Raw genomic sequence first — 14506 nt, 5'->3', positions numbered from 1 at the left:
GCACGGATGGCAGGAAAGCTTCTCAGGGTCGTACTCATGGCCGCACCACCGGTTGCAAGACGAGGATGCCGAGGAGATCGGGCGGGAACTGCGGCCGCACGCGCAAGTCCCGCACCCGGAGCGAGACGGCCTTGCGCAGGCGCTTGAAGCGGTCTTCCAGCGCCGCGGCCCGCTGCGTGATGCGTTGCTGAAGCTGCGCTTGCAGTGGGGTTTGGGCTTCTGCCTGCCAGGGGCCGAGTTCGGTGAGGACGTCCGCGAGCAGTTCCTGTTTTTCTTCCCGTGGAACATTGGCTGCCGGTGTCGTCTCGGCAAGCAAGCGCAGCGCCTCGTCTTCGGCCAGCCAGGCAACCTCGGCGGTCAGTAGCCGGTAGCCCAGGACGAGGATTTCTTCGGCAAGCAGCGGCGCGCGTTCGGGAGTGTCCACCAGGTAGCGCGTCCGCAGGAGCAGCAGCTTCGTCAGGCGCGGCACGCCGGTGGTGCGCAGCACCGCGCAGCGGGGGGCGAGCGCGTCCCGTCCGCCGGTGAGCGCATTTTCCAGGAGATAGCCGGCCAGGGCGGCGACGAAGCGATGGTTGCGGCCCACATACTCGGCCCCTTCGGGCGTAGGCGAGACGAAGCTGATGCGCCAGTCACCCGTAGAGCCGCGCCGCGCGGCATCGCGCACCACGTCGGGCAGCGTCGCGGTGGCCGGCTCGGAGAGGTCCACGACAAAAACCCCAGGCCGGCGGCGCTCGGGTCGAACCGACAGGCCCAGGCGTTGGGCGGCGGCCAGCACGAACTCCTGTACCGCACGCGGATCGCCAAGCACCGTGTCGGTGGCTTCCAGCTCCTTCTGGACTTCTTCGGGTTTGAGGGCGCGCTGGGCGAAGCGGGTTCGGCTGCGCTGTTCGCGCTCGACGGCGGCATCCCAGCGGCTGTGGAGCTGCTGAACGTCAGGGGTTTCCTCAAACAGGCGCAGTTGCGTTTCCAGGGTACGGCGGCGGATGAAGAGCGAGTTGAGCACGGCCTGCATCACGCTTTCGCCCTCTTCGGGGACAGGCACGTAGGTGCCCAGGGCATGGTAAATCTGCTTGGCTTTGTCGAGCAGGACGTCGAGCACCGCGCCGTCAACGGGGTTGTCGCGGCCGTAGAAGCGGACGGCCTTGACCTGGCGGGCAACTTGCCCGTAGCGGTCAACCCGTCCTTCCCGTTGTTCGAGGCGGTTGGGATTCCACGGCAGGTCATAGTGCAGCGTGGCGGTGAACTTCTCTTGCAGGTTGATGCCTTCCGACAGGCAATCGGTGGCCACCAGGACGCGGGGCCGGTCGAGGGCCAAGTCGTCAATCTTGAGGCGTCGCTCTTCGTCGCCGAGCCGACCGGTGATGACCGTGACCTGGACGGCATCGCCGAGCGCCTTTTGCAGGCCTTCCGCCACATACTCGGCCGTGGCGACGTACCGGCACCAGACGATGGGATGAAACCCATCGCGCAGCAGGTCCTGGATGACGGCGACACACCGGGCCAGTTTGGTGTCCTGTGGGGTATGGAGCAACTGCTGGGCCGTGTGCCGCAGGGCGCGCAGGCGGCGGCGTTCGCTGTCGGGCAGGTGCGCTTCGGCCTGTTCAATCGGGGGCGTGGGGGTTGTGTCGTCGGTGACGTCGTCGGTCGCCTCGAAGACGAGCGGGCCGAAGTCGGGGGCGTCGTCGAGCGCGTCGTCAAGCGCCGGTAGGGGTTGATCACGGTTGTTCAGGGCCGCCACGGCTGCCGCCGGACTCGACATGACGCACCGGAGCAGGGCCAGCGCGCCCCAGGAACGCACCCGACGCTTGCGTTCTTCCAGATGCTCGCCGCTCCGAACCAAGTCGGAACAGAACGCATAGGTTTGGTCGAACAGGTGGCGGTACGGCGCCGAGAGGTCGTAGGTGACATCCACGCCGAGGCGCGCCGGGAAGCAGTCCTCCGTATCCCAGGCGTGGGTGATGTCGGCGCGGGTACGTTGGACGAAGTGCCGGGCCAACTCGGCCCGTTGGGGTTCGGTTAGCGCACCCATATCGAGGTCGGCAAAGTCGGCGCGCAATAGCCCCAGAAGCGACCGGAAGGTGGCTTCGATGCCGCTGTGGGGCGTGGCCGTGAGCAAGATGAGATGCCGCGCCGGGTCTTGGGCAAGTTCGCGCAACAGGTGGTGCCGCTGCTGCTGACTGCGGTTGGATGGGTCGGCCGCGGCGGCGCCATGCGCCTCATCCACGATGACCAGCTCAGGGCAGCACTGGATGAACTGATGCTTGTTGCGCTCGCTCTTGACCCAATCGAGGCTGATGACCTGGATCGGATAGTAGTCGTAGATGCGGCAGGTGGCCGGTTTCTGGCGTTCGAGGCGCGTGATGGTGCTGGAGCGGATGATCACGGCGTCCAGCCCGAACTTCTCGCGCAGTTCCCGGGCCCACTGGTCGCAGAGGTAGGGCGGACAGAGGACGGCCAGGCGGCGGATTTCGCCACGGTCGTAGAGTTCGCGCGCGATGAGGAGCGCCTCGATGGTCTTGCCGACGCCCACATCGTCAGCGATCAGAAGCCGGACCGGATCGAGGCGCAGGGCCATCAGCAGCGGGACGAACTGGTACACCCGCGGCCGAATGGAGATGCGCCCCAGCGAGCGCAACGGGGCAGCTCCCTCGCGCAGGGTCAGCCGCGCGGCCTGCCACAGCAGATGGGTACTGGCCACGTCGGCAACATCCTGCGCCGTTGGAAGGGGGAAGGCGGCCGGCGTGATGCGTTCAGTAGGCAGGGCATAGCCGACCAAGTTCATCAGTTGGCGATGCAGCTTGACGACCTGTTCCGTGGCGCCGGTCAGCGGACGCAGCGCGATGATGTCATCGGCGTCGGTCGGGAGAACCACCCACTCGCGGTCACGGCAGCGGACAATCGAGCCTGGTTTCATCGAGCTTGCCTCCATGTGCAAAGCCTGGCCTCGGCAGGGTTGGGGTCGTCGAAGACAATCAGTCTAGGGTCAGCTTGCCATAGCGGCGCGCAATGGTGCGCGCCCGGCAAGTTTGTCGCCACCGCTCGACCGCGGCCGGCAGCAGCAACCGGGCCAGCATTTTGCCGCGCGCCCACCAGTTGGGCGCGCCGAACCAGTTTGCCCACGCCAGCGCCGCCGCGCGCCGGCGCGCGCCGGCGCGGGCAAAGGCTTCGGCGTAGGTCCAGGTCAGTTCGGCCTGTGCCTGGCGACGTTCGGCTGCCGACAAGCCCATCTGGTCGGCAACCGCGGCCTGCGCTGCCAGGGTTTCCCGCAGCATGAAGTCCACGTTGTGGCTGGTATTCTGCACGTGGCGTCGCCAGGCCGCGCGAACTTCCGGGTCAAAGGCAAAGTCACCTACGCAGCAGAGCCGCAGATACAACGCATAGTCTTCCAGCCGCGAGCGTTCATCCCACCCAAACCGCGCCAGGGCCGCTGTGCGGTAGAGCACCGTGGCGCTCATCGGCGCACCACCGCGCAGCAGCATGGCGCGCACGTCGCCGTCCGTGTAGCGCGCCCACCAGCGGGTATCGTCCACGATGGCGTCGTCGGCGTTGATGATGAAGGCGTGACCGTAGGCCAGTACCGCCTCGGGCCGCGCCTGGAGCATGGCCGTGCGCGTTGCCAGAAAGTCCGGCAACCACAGGTCGTCCGAGCCAAGGTAGGCAAAAAAACGGCGCATCGCAGTGCGTCAGCGCTTCGTTGAGCGTCGCGCACAGACCCCGGTTCCGGTCGTGGACGATGAACTCACAGGGAAAAGGACACTCGGTCAAGGTTGCGGCAATGATCCGTGCCGAGTCGTCGGGCGAGCCATCGTCAATGACGAGCAGCCGGGATGGCGGTTGGCGTTGGCGAAAAATCGAGCGCAAGGCGCGCGCGACAAAGGGCGCGTGGCCGTACGAGGGCACGACTGCGAAGACTCCATCGGTGGCTACTGCGTCACTCACGAGCCAAGTACCGTGTCGTAGAACCGGCGCAAGCGGTCGAGGTACGCGCCCAACGTGTAGTGCCGGCGCGCATGGGCCTGTCCCCGCGCGGCCAGGCTGTGGCGATAGGCCGCGTCGGAGAGCACCCGATTGAGCGCGTGGGCGCAATCCGCCGCATCGCCAGGGCGAAACAGGGCCGCGACCGTGCCATCCGCCGTGACCTCACGTAGGGCCGGAATATCCGAAGCCACGCAGGGCAGCCCGGCCAGCATGGCTTCGACCAGCGCCAATCCGAAGGTATCGGTTCGTGAGGCAAGCACGAAGGCGTCCAGACGGGGCAAGACTTCCACGGCCGGACACGAACCCAGAAACGAGACGCGGTCAAGGAGTCGGGCGCGTTCGCACATGGCCTGCGCTTCGCGGTACAACCGCCGATCCTGGGCCGCGCCGGCCAGGAGGCACCGCGCCTGTGGGTGACGGTCAAAGACGTCCGGCAGGGCGCGACACAGGGTCGCGTGGTCTTTGATCGGCGTAAAGTTGGCAATCATGCCGAGCGTTGGGCCGGCTGCCGGACTGGCCGGCGGGCGGGGGGACAAGCTTGGCTCAGGGACGCCGTTCAGGACCACGGCCACGCGCCGCGGACGAATCCGGCGAAGCACGCCGGATGCTTCGTGCCACTGCCGCGCCGCCTGCGAGACGACCGCGACCGCGTCGAGTCGTGGCAAAAGAAAAGCAAGCGCCCGTCGGTTTTTGGCATCGTATTCCAGGTTGTGCAGGGTCAGCACCAGCTTGACCGGTAAGCCGCGCAGCGCCCACCAGGCATGGAGCGCCTCGACGGGTTGGTTGGCATGAACCAGGGCAATACGCTGCGTTTGGACGAGTTGCCGCAGCCAGCGTGCCAGAAATGGGTCAAACGGGGCGTGCCGCGTGCGGAAAAACGACCGTGGCAGGTCGCGGAACGCCGCCGCCGCGTCGCCGTCACCAAATCCAGCCAAGTACGGCTCGATGCCGACGGCCTGGGCTTGCCGGCAGACGGACAATATCAGGGTTTCGACGCCGCCCCGGTTCAGCGAGTCGAGCAGGTAAAGCACACGCAAGGCTTCAGAAAACACGTGGAACGAACCGCCAACCTGCGCCCGGTTGACAGAGCGGTTCACACGGGGGCATTGCCGAGGCCTGGGCGCGCGGCGGCTGGACCCAAAAACGGCAGCATGAGCTGCTCCCAGCTTTGCCGAATCGGTTCCACAATGGCCTGAAACGCTGGCGTTTCGCGCAGGTGTGCCCAGTCTGGGTTGGAAATGAACCAGGGGTAATTTTCATTCCCCAGCGCGATTGCCCGCCGCAGCCAATGCAGAGCATCGTCGTCGTCGCCAAGCGCGGCATAGAGCGTTGCCAGCCAGTAGGCCGCGTCACCATCAGCGTTGGCAATTTCGCGCACGGCGTCGTTGATGAGGGAACGCGCGCGATCTGGAAGCCCTTCGATGACAAAGCCCAGGGCATAAATCGGACGAAAGGCGTGCAAGTCAGGATTGCGTTCAAAGAGTTCCCGGAAGGTGCGCGCCGATTCCTCATGGCGGCCCTGGTAGTAGAGCACTTGTCCAAGCACCATCGAGGCAAAGGGATGGTTGGGTTCGACGAAGAGCGCCCCATCGAGGTGCTCGTGCGCTTCCTCGTAGTTACCCTGATAGAGCGCAATCCGGGCGCGGTTGTAAGACACCCGCACGACGTCTGTCGGGTCGAGTCGCAGACAGGCGTCATATTCGGCCAGGGCGGGTCCATACAGCCCATCCCAGCGGTGCAAATAGGCCGCCGTGTTGTGCGCGGCCGGGTCGTTGGGAGCAATGGCTAGCATCCGCCGGGCTTGCTCGCGGGCGCGGGCTTTTTCGCCCTTGAGCAAGTAGTAATACACCATGTTGATTTGCGGCTCGATGAGCGAATCATCCAGCGCCAACGCCTGGCGAAACCGCTCGGCAGCGCGCTCAAAGTACAACCCACCCCCAATACCTTTCAGCACATACTCGACATAACACAACCCCATGCCGGAGTGCGCCAGGGCAAAGTTGGGATCGCACGCGAGCGCATTTTCAAACATCTCGGTCGCGGCGCTGAAGTCATCCTTGAGCATCGTCTGGCGAAACCGCTGCAACTGGTTGCGCCCACGCAGGTAATACTCAAACGCTTCGGCGTTGCGCGTCGAGGGTTTGGCAATCCGTTCCTGCTCGGTTTGGCTGATGCGGACGCGCAGTTCCTCGCAAATCTTCTGCGCCAGGGTGTCCTGAAGGGTGATGATGTCCTGCGCGTCGAGGTCAATCTTGTCACTCCACAGAATTTCGCCCGTGTGAACGTCAATCAACTGCGGTGTCACACGCAGGCGATTGCCCGATTTGACATAGGCGCTGGTCATGACGGCGTCAACTTGCAGCTCGTTGCCAACATAGATCGGGTCGAGGTCGCGGCCCTGATACTTCGCCATGTAGCTCGACGGACGGACGACAATGGACTTCAGCCCGGCCAGTTCGGTGATGACACTGTCTGCCAGTGAAAAGCTGTAAAAGTCGGTTTGGGCATCGCCACTCAGGTTACGGAAGGGAAGAATGGCAATCGAGCGTTTGTCGGACGTCCGCCACGAACTGGGCATCGAGTCCCGAAGCGCTTGGCCTTTGTCGGCAATGTCCTCGGCTTTCTTCTCGGCAAGCTCAGCCGGCGGGTCGGCCGGGCGACTCGGTGAAACCGTCGGCGTCGCTGGCTGGCTGGTTGGCGGCCGCTCCGGCGCGCCCCGGAGGCGACTGATGAGGCGGCCCACGACCCCCCCGCTCAACCAGTTGCTGCGTTCGTGGCGCGGCGCCACCATCGGGAGCAGCGAGTCATCGGTCATCGGCTGCCCCAGTTGCATCTGAACGGCGCGGAGAAGCTGCTTCAACTCAGCCTGAAAGTCACGCATCGTTTGATAGCGTGCCGTGACTTCCTTGGCCGTGGCCTTTTCGAGAATCGTTTGCAGCCGCTCCGGGACAGCCGGATTGATGGACGACAACAACGGCAGCGGCTCATGCATGATGGCATGCATGACATCCACACTGCTTTTGCCCTGAAACGGCAATCGCCCGGCGGCCATCTCGTAAATGACGATGCCCAGTGAAAACACATCCGAGCGGGCATCAATGGTGCCGCCACGGGCTTGCTCCGGCGACATGTAGCCCGCCGTGCCGAAGGGAACACCCGCCTGCGTCAGTTCCATGACCGATTCATCGCCAATCGTTTTGGTGGTGGCTTTGGCCAGACCAAAGTCGAGGATCTTGGCCTGTCCGCGGTCATTGACGATGACATTGGTCGCCTTGACATCCCGGTGAATGACCCCGCGCTCGTGCGCGGAGGCCAGGGCATCTGCCAGTTGAACAGCAATGGATAAGGTGCTTTCGATGTCGAGCGCGCGCCCGCGCACCATCTGCTTGAGCCGTTTGCCGTCGAGGTACTGCATCACGATGAAGTGCAGACCCCGATCCTCATTGATCTCATAAACGGTGCAGATGTTGGGGTGGTCGAGCGCCGATGCCAGTTGGGCCTCGCGCAGGAAGCGCTTGCGGGTTTTTTCGTCCGCGACCAGCTCGGCCGGCAGAATCTTGATCGCCACGATGCGGCGCAGACGAGTGTCTTCCGCTTGATAGACTTCGCCTTGCCCGCCTTCGCCGATTTTTTTGAGCAGTTTGTAGTGGAGTAGGTACGTGCCAATCATACGTCCACCGTCGTGTGGCAACGCGAGCGCTGGGATTTGCCCCAGGGCGCTAAATCAAATGCTTTTAGGATATGGTCGGTTGCGTGGTTGAAGTCAGGTTTTGCTTATTGGTGAAGCGATACTAGATGATTCACCGTGGCTTTTCCACCAGAAACCGACGCCCACCAACCGCGGGGGCAGCCCGCGCAAACATTTTCTACCGGCGTGGCGCCCGTCAACCCAAGCGCTCGCGCTGCTGCTCTAAGCGCTGGCGCTGCCGCTCTAGGCGCTGGCGCTGCTGCTCTAGGCGCTGGCGCTGCCGCTGCGCCCGGCCGCGCGCAACGGAACGGGCAGCGGGTACTTGCCCGTGTAGCAGGCCGTACAAAACTGGAGACCTTCGTCCACGCCGCAGGCGTCCAATAACCCCTCGTGGCTCAAATACCCAAGGCTATCCGCGTTGATGAACTGGCGGATTGCCTCGGTGGATTGATTGGCGGCAATCAACTCCGTGTGTGATGGCGTATCCACGCCGTAGTAGCAGGGCGAAATCGTTGGCGGGCAGCTTATCCGCAGGTGGACTTCCCGCGCTCCGGCCTGGCGAATCATCTCGACGATTTTCCGGCTCGTCGTGCCGCGCACCAGCGAGTCATCCACCAGGACGACCCGCCGGCCCTCGATCAAGTCCCGCACCGGATTGAGCTTGACCTTGACACCAAAGTTGCGGATGGACTGCGCCGGCTCGATGAACGTTCGTCCGATGTAGTGGTTGCGAACCAGCCCAAACCGAAAGTTGATGCCCGATTGAGCGGCATAGCCAATGGCCGCGGCCACGCCGGAATCGGGCACCGGAACCACGATGTCCGCCTCGACTGGTTGTTCGCGCGCAAGTTGTTTGCCCATTTTATGCCGACTTTTATTGACGCTGCGGCCGTAAATGCGACTGTCTGGGCGCGCGAAATAGACGTGCTCGAAGATGCAGAAGGCTGGGGCTTGTTTTGGAAGTGGATAGGTGCCCCGGAGTCCCTCCCGGTCAACGGTGACAATTTCACCTGGGGCGACATCCCGGAGGTAGGTTGCCCCAATGAGGTCAAAGGCGCAGGTCTCGGAGGCCACGACATACGCCCCGTTGAGTTCGCCTAGGCAGAGCGGACGAAAGCCCCGTGGGTCGCGCACGATGAACATGCGCTCCGGGGTCAGAATGAGAATCGAGTACGCCCCTTCAAGGTGACGAAAGACTTCGGCAATGGCTGCCTCGAGGTCGGTTTGGCGGGAGCGAGCCAGCTTGTGGAGGACGACTTCGGTATCGCTCGTCGAGGAAAAAATTGCGCCTTCCCGTTCAAGTTCGGCGCGCATGGCATCGGCGAAGGGAAAGTTGCCATTGTGGCAGATCGCAATTTCGCCGCGATGACACTTGATCGAGAACGGTTGGGCTTCGTTGAGGCTGACCTCACCGGCCGTCGAGTAGCGGACGTGCCCAATGGCGCAGTTTCCGGGCAGCTTGTCGAGGACGGCTTCCGTGAACACCTCGTTGACCTCACCCATGCCGCGTACGGCCTGAAGCCGTTCCCCATCGCTGGTTACAATGCCAACCGATTCCTGCCCGCGATGCTGAAGCGAGTAAAGCCCAAGGTAGGTCAAACGGGCGGCATCTGGGTGTCCCCAGATGCCAAAAACGCCACATTCTTCGCGTAATTTGTCGTCCATCGGATGCCAGTCACTCACGGCGCATCTCCGGGTCAGCAGGTCAACCAAGCCAGTTAGCCACCAGGGCGAACAACGCGGCGGCCAGTCTGGTGGCGGTCGGCGGTTTAGGGAATAAAGTAAATCACCCAACTGATGGCGAGTCCGATCCCGATAAAGGACCCGAAGGTTTTGAGGCCGAAGATCAGGCGCTCACGGGGCGTTTCGGCTTCGTTTGTGATTGCCGCCAGAACCGTGGCGGTCAGGGCGGCGAAGGCCATCATGGCAAGCAAGTGCATGGGACACTCCGGCGGGTTAGGACTTGCGCCCTTTGGCAATGTCGAAGACGTCAAAGATCGTCAGGTAGTTGAGTAGCCCAGCAACGACCAGAAAATACGTGCCGTATTCATACGTGGCGGCTCTGAAGTCGAAGCTGACCCCAACACCAAGCGCGCGCAGGATGGGCTGGAGAACCCCGATGCCCATCTGGCCGATGAGGCAAACCTTCGACAGAATGTCTCGAAAGGAAAACAGGTCGTCCAGCTCGATGGGGGAGTAGAGATGCCCGCGCATGAGGAGACCTAGTCCGGCCATGGTGTAGATGCTCACGCCGATGAGGACGGCCCGCCCATAGCGCCCAAGCAGTCCGTGGCCAAGTCCGGGAATCAGCCAGGCGGCCAGGCAGGCCACGATTTGTTTTGAGAGTGCTACCGGCGCGAGCGTCGCCGGCGCGATGGAAGCATTCTTGCGGTCAAGGGAAGGGGCATCAGTCGTTGGCATCAGTCTCGGCGCTCTCGGTTTGTGGAGTTCTCGTGCTCGGCGTTAGTCGGCAGCCAGCGAGGCGCTGCCCAGTTCTGATTGCAGGGAAGAAAGCACGCGGTCTTCGACGGTATCCCGACTGCCAACGACGGTGCACCCAGACGCGCACTTATGCCCGCCACCACCAAAGCGTTCCGCGATTTTTGACACATCAACCTGCCCCTTCGACCGGAGGCTGATGCGGAACTGCCCCGGATTGATTTCTTTGAAGAAAACGGCGGCTTCGACATCTCGAATGGAAAGTGGATGGTTGACGATACCTTCGAGGTCATCTTCGGTCGCATCGGCCGCTTCCATCATATCGCGCGTCATCGTCACCCAGGCCACCCGTCCGCTTTCGTCGCGCCGCAGGGTAGATAGCACACTACCGAGCAGCTTGATCTTGCCGAATGAATACGACTCATAGAGCGCCCGCGCCACATGCGCCGGGCGCGCGCCGCGCCGCACCAACTCCGAAGCAATTTTGAAGGTTCGCTCGGTCGTGTTGGCATAGTGAAACGACCCGGTATCGGAGAGCAGCGCGGCATACACGCACTCGGCAATCGGCTGATGGATGGTCACGCCAAGCGCTTTGCAGAGGTTATAGATCATTTCGCCCACGGCCGCGGCCGTGGCATCAATCCAGTTGATGTGCCCAAAGAGTGCCGTCGTGGTGTGGTGGTCAATGTTGACGATAAACTGCTTTTCCAGGCCGGGCAGTCCGGGGCGGTCGAGGTCGCTGCATTCAATGACAAAGGCCGCATCGTAAAGCTCATCAATCGTGGGGCGAACCAGCACATCCCCAACGCCAGGGAGCGATTGATAGGCGGGTGGGATGGGGTCACGCATAATCACGACTGCGTCCTTGTTCAAGGCGCGAAGTCCCCAGTACAGGGCTAGTGATGATCCAGTGCTGTCGCCGTCGGGCCGGGCATGACCAGTGATCAGAAAACGGTGCTTCGACTCGATGAGTTCGACCACCTGACTGAGCATAGGGCTTCAACTCCATAGTGGGGAATCTAACCAAATCGGCAACCGGGCGAACAGGTTTCCGAGTCGGTCATGGGCTAGTCTCGTCCACAACCTCGGACGCCGTTTGGGGGGGCTGTTCAAGCTCCGCGAAGCGGACACGTTCTTCATCCAAAATGGCTTCGATCCGAGCCGCTGAGAGCAAGGCTTTGTCGAACACGAAGTGGAGCATTGGCACTCGATGCAACCCGAGGCGTTGCCCGAGCGAGCCGCGAATGAAATCCATGGCTTCATTCAGCGCCCGAACCGTGGACGCAAAGTCAATATCTGGATTGCCGTCTCCGCTGACATACACGCGCGCCGCGGTGCCGGCCGCATTGAGCGCCACGTGATGCACCGCGACCGTATCTACCCGTTCGTCCGACAGCTCGAATCGAACGATCTCGCTGATTTCAGTGCGAAAGGCTTCAGCGAGGCGCGCGCGCCGGTAATGCCCGGCACGGTCGCCGGTGGCGCGTCGGGAGGCAGGATTGGCGTGGCGGCGCATGCGTTTGGTGATGTCTCCGTGTCGTTACAGCTCGGTCGCGGCGTATTTTTCCAGCGCGTAACACTCGATGATGTCGCCAACCTTGATGTCGGAAAACCGTTCCAGCCCGATACCACATTCAAAGCCGGCCTTGACCTCCGAGACATCATCCTTGAATCGGCGCAGGGAAGCGATTTCACCCTCATAGACCACGGCCGAGTCCCGAATCAGGCGCGCTTTGGCGGTGCGTTTGACCAGCCCCTCCGCCACGAAACAGCCGGCAATGTTACCTACCTTGGGCACCTTGACCACTTGCCGCACTTCGGCGCGCCCAAGCTCGACTTCCTTGGTGAGCGGATCGAGCATGCCGATCATGGCTTTGCGCATTTCTTCTTCGACTTTGTAAATGACACTGTGCAGGCGGATGTCCACGCGCTCCTGCTTGGCCAGCTCGGCCACGCGCGGTGCCGGTCGCACGTTGAAACCAATGATGATGCACACGTGCGACATGTCGTTCGAGGCCGAAGCCAGCATCACGTCTGATTCCGTAATCGCCCCGACGTCGGCGCGGATGACCCGGACGCTCACCCGCTCGGTGGAGAGCTTCTGCAAGGTGTCGCGCAGCACTTCCACTGACCCCTGCACGTCCGCCTTGAGGATGACCAGCAGCTCCTTGAGCTGGCCGGTCTTCATTTGTTCGTACATGTCTTCGAGGCCGCGCGCTGCCGTGCTCATCAACTGCGCCATGCGGAACTTCGACTGCCGATAGGTTGCCAACTCCTGGGCCCGGGCCGGGTCGTCCACGACCTGGAAAAGGTCGCCGGCTTTGGGAACGCCTTGCAGTCCGAGGACTTCGACCGGGACGGATGGTCCGGCTTCGGTCACGTTGCGGCCGCGATCATCGAGCAGCGCGCGAACGCGCCCGAAGTGCAAGCCAACGATCACCGGATCGCCCACCTTGAGTGTGCCCTGCTGCACCAACACCGACGCGACCGGGCCGCGCCCTTTGTCGAGGCGGGCTTCCAGCACAACGCCCGACGCCAGACGCTTGGTTGGGGCCTTGAGGTCAAGGATGTCACTCGTAAGCAGGATCATTTCGAGCAGGGCGTCGAGATTGCGGCGCTGTTTGGCCGAAATCTCAACCATGACCGTGTCGCCGCCCCATTCTTCACAGACGAGTCCGATGTCGGCCAGCTCTTTCTTGACCCGCTCGACATTGGCCTGGGGTTTGTCAATCTTGTTGATGGCGACCACCAGTGGCACCTTGGCCGCTCGCGCGTGGTCAACGGCCTCGATGGTTTGGGGCATCACACCGTCGTCGGCGGCCACGACGATGACCGCCACATCCGCGCCCTTCGCGCCGCGCGCGCGCATCATGGTGAAGGCTTCGTGTCCCGGCGTGTCGAGAAAGACGAGGCGGCGCATCTGGTCGCGGTTGTCGGGATTTGGAACCTCGACGCTGTAGGCGCCGATGTGCTGGGTAATCCCGCCAGCCTCACCGGCGGCAACGCGCGTGTTGCGAATGGCATCGAGCAAGCTCGTCTTGCCGTGGTCAACGTGCCCCATGACGGCCACGACCGGCGCGCGCGGCTCGATGTCGTCCAGTGAATCCGTTTCGATTGCAAGCGTGTCCTGTTGGTCGTTGATGATTTCTTCAAGGCTGCCAACGGTGACTTCGTAGCCAAACTCACGGGCGACTTCCCGCATCGCCTCTTCTGAGAGCGTTTGGTTGATGGTCACCATGATGCCCCGACTGAGCAGCGCGGCGGCAATATCCTTGGGTTTGACTTCAATCTTTTCCGCCAATTCTTTGAGCGTCGTCCCCTCGACCACCGTCACCGGTTTGAATTCGGTGAAGACCGGCTTGGTTTTTGGCGCTGCTACCGTCGCGCGTTCTGGACGAGCAAGGTTCTTTTCAAACTCACGGCTCCGTCCGGCCGACTCGGCGCGTCCTTTTGCCCCACGCCGGCCACGCACACCGCGCCCCCGCTCGCCACCGGCTGGTGGAACGTAGGTGACACGCGCCGTCGGTGGGGCGCTGGGATCAACCACGGATGGAACGCGACTGATCGGCGGCCGCGGGCCGCGGGCTTCGCGTGTTTCCGGTGGGCGTTCTTGTCCGGCCCGCTCTGGGCGGGGCGGCAGGTCAGCCGGGCGTGGCGTGGCCGGCGGCCGCACGGCCGGCGCCGTAAAGCTCCGAATGACCGGCTGGGATGAGACCGTGGTTGCCGTGGTTGGAGCCGAGGCTTGGGACGCCGCTGGGGGCGTCACGCCACCATTCGCCGGCAGGGCAGGCGGTGGAACGACGATTGGTTTGATGGTCGTGGCCGGAGAAAACTTCGACTCCGCGGCCGTCGCTTGCACCGATGGCGCTGGCTCTGTTCGCGGACTGGGAAGCGGCACGACCCGCAGGGATGGCTCGGATGGCTCGACGGTCGTGGGCGCGGCTGGGGGGACGGTTTCTGGCGCGCTGGTCGGCAAGGTCGCACTGGTTGGTCCGTCGGTGGCCAGGCTTGGCTCTGGTAGCTTTTTGATCAGGCGGATGCCCGTGACCGTCGTGGTTGGCTTGCTCGTCACTGGTGGGGTGGCTTCGGTGGAAGCCGGGGGCACCGGCAGACTCGGTATGACCGTGCCAGGCGGAAGCTTCCGCAGCTTGGGCGCTGGCGGCGGAGTGTTGGCGATGGATACACGGTTGGGGTTGTAGCGCTCGCGCACCCGTTCGGCAATGGCTTGGTCAATGCTGCTTGAAGGGACATAGCTCCCGGCAATGCCCATCCGCTGCAAGTCTTCGATGACCCGCTTGCTATCTACCTTGAGTTCCTTGGCAAGCTCGTAAATTCTGATTTTCGTCGGCGTCATAAGTGATCCAAACCCTCCCGTGTATCCTACCCATCGGTTCCAGTGCC

At 63.1% G+C, this 14506-nt stretch carries 10 protein-coding genes and 1 pseudogene; all 11 read right to left on the bottom strand.

Translation table 11 applies throughout. The annotated features are described in order from the left end of the window. Window positions 1-34 precede the first annotated feature (34 nt). Window positions 35-2914: a helicase-related protein gene (locus tag J8C06_RS06405; protein ID WP_211427895.1), complete on the bottom strand. Its 2880-nt coding sequence runs from the start codon at window positions 2912-2914 to the stop codon at window positions 35-37. Between the two features lie 58 nt (window positions 2915-2972). Next, on the bottom strand, window positions 2973-3674 hold the full coding sequence (locus J8C06_RS15160) for a glycosyltransferase family protein (RefSeq protein ID WP_246601993.1): 702 nt from the start codon (window positions 3672-3674) through the stop codon (window positions 2973-2975). 43 nt (window positions 3675-3717) lie between these two features. Next, window positions 3718-3900: pseudogene (locus tag J8C06_RS15425) on the bottom strand (glycosyltransferase); the annotation flags it as partial. Window positions 3901-3935: 35 nt separating this feature from the next. Continuing rightward, a complete protein-coding gene (locus tag J8C06_RS06395; RefSeq protein ID WP_211427893.1) occupies window positions 3936-5075 on the bottom strand; it encodes a glycosyltransferase family 4 protein in 1140 nt (379 codons plus the stop codon). Further along, a complete protein-coding gene (locus tag J8C06_RS06390; RefSeq protein WP_211427892.1) occupies window positions 5072-7648 on the bottom strand; it encodes a serine/threonine-protein kinase in 2577 nt (858 codons plus the stop codon). The genes J8C06_RS06395 and J8C06_RS06390 overlap by 4 nt, the downstream gene beginning before the upstream one ends. Window positions 7649-7930: 282 nt before the next feature. Then, a complete protein-coding gene (gene purF, locus J8C06_RS06385) occupies window positions 7931-9331 on the bottom strand; it encodes an amidophosphoribosyltransferase (RefSeq protein ID WP_211429849.1) in 1401 nt (466 codons plus the stop codon). A gap of 104 nt (window positions 9332-9435) precedes the next feature. Next, window positions 9436-9606, bottom strand: a complete 171-nt coding sequence (locus J8C06_RS06380; protein WP_211427891.1) for a hypothetical protein — start codon at window positions 9604-9606, stop codon at window positions 9436-9438. Between the two features lie 16 nt (window positions 9607-9622). Further along, window positions 9623-10087 carry a DUF6677 family protein gene (locus J8C06_RS06375; RefSeq protein WP_211427890.1) on the bottom strand — a complete coding sequence of 155 codons (465 nt, stop codon included), beginning with the start codon at window positions 10085-10087 and terminating at the stop codon, window positions 9623-9625. Window positions 10088-10129: 42 nt separating this feature from the next. Beyond that, complete coding sequence (locus J8C06_RS06370; protein ID WP_211427889.1) at window positions 10130-11098, bottom strand: DHH family phosphoesterase; 969 nt, start codon at window positions 11096-11098, stop codon at window positions 10130-10132. 67 nt (window positions 11099-11165) lie between these two features. After that, a complete protein-coding gene (rbfA, locus tag J8C06_RS06365) occupies window positions 11166-11621 on the bottom strand; it encodes a 30S ribosome-binding factor RbfA (protein WP_211427888.1) in 456 nt (151 codons plus the stop codon). 24 nt (window positions 11622-11645) lie between these two features. Further along, entirely contained in the window at window positions 11646-14459 is a 2814-nt protein-coding gene (gene infB, locus J8C06_RS06360) for a translation initiation factor IF-2 (RefSeq protein WP_211427887.1), read from the bottom strand. Window positions 14460-14506 lie beyond the last annotated feature (47 nt).

The sequence above is a fragment of the Chloracidobacterium validum genome (assembly GCF_018304825.1).
In the GTDB taxonomy this organism is placed as follows: domain Bacteria; phylum Acidobacteriota; class Blastocatellia; order Chloracidobacteriales; family Chloracidobacteriaceae; genus Chloracidobacterium; species Chloracidobacterium validum.
The sequence above is the reverse complement of the archived record's forward strand: the minus strand, read 5'-3'. Positions and strand labels throughout refer to the sequence as shown.

Coding starts and splice junctions, on each gene's coding strand:
- J8C06_RS06405 (WP_211427895.1), bottom strand. CDS start 2,914: ATGAAACCAGGCTCGATTGTCCGCTGCCGTGACCGCGAGTGGGTGGTT.
- J8C06_RS15160 (WP_246601993.1), bottom strand. CDS start 3,674: ATGCGCCGTTTTTTTGCCTACCTTGGCTCGGACGACCTGTGGTTGCCG.
- J8C06_RS06390 (WP_211427892.1), bottom strand. CDS start 7,648: ATGATTGGCACGTACCTACTCCACTACAAACTGCTCAAAAAAATCGGC.
- purF (WP_211429849.1), bottom strand. CDS start 9,331: ATGGACGACAAATTACGCGAAGAATGTGGCGTTTTTGGCATCTGGGGA.
- J8C06_RS06380 (WP_211427891.1), bottom strand. CDS start 9,606: ATGCACTTGCTTGCCATGATGGCCTTCGCCGCCCTGACCGCCACGGTT.
- J8C06_RS06375 (WP_211427890.1), bottom strand. CDS start 10,087: ATGCCAACGACTGATGCCCCTTCCCTTGACCGCAAGAATGCTTCCATC.
- J8C06_RS06370 (WP_211427889.1), bottom strand. CDS start 11,098: ATGCTCAGTCAGGTGGTCGAACTCATCGAGTCGAAGCACCGTTTTCTG.
- rbfA (WP_211427888.1), bottom strand. CDS start 11,621: ATGCGCCGCCACGCCAATCCTGCCTCCCGACGCGCCACCGGCGACCGT.
- infB (WP_211427887.1), bottom strand. CDS start 14,459: ATGACGCCGACGAAAATCAGAATTTACGAGCTTGCCAAGGAACTCAAG.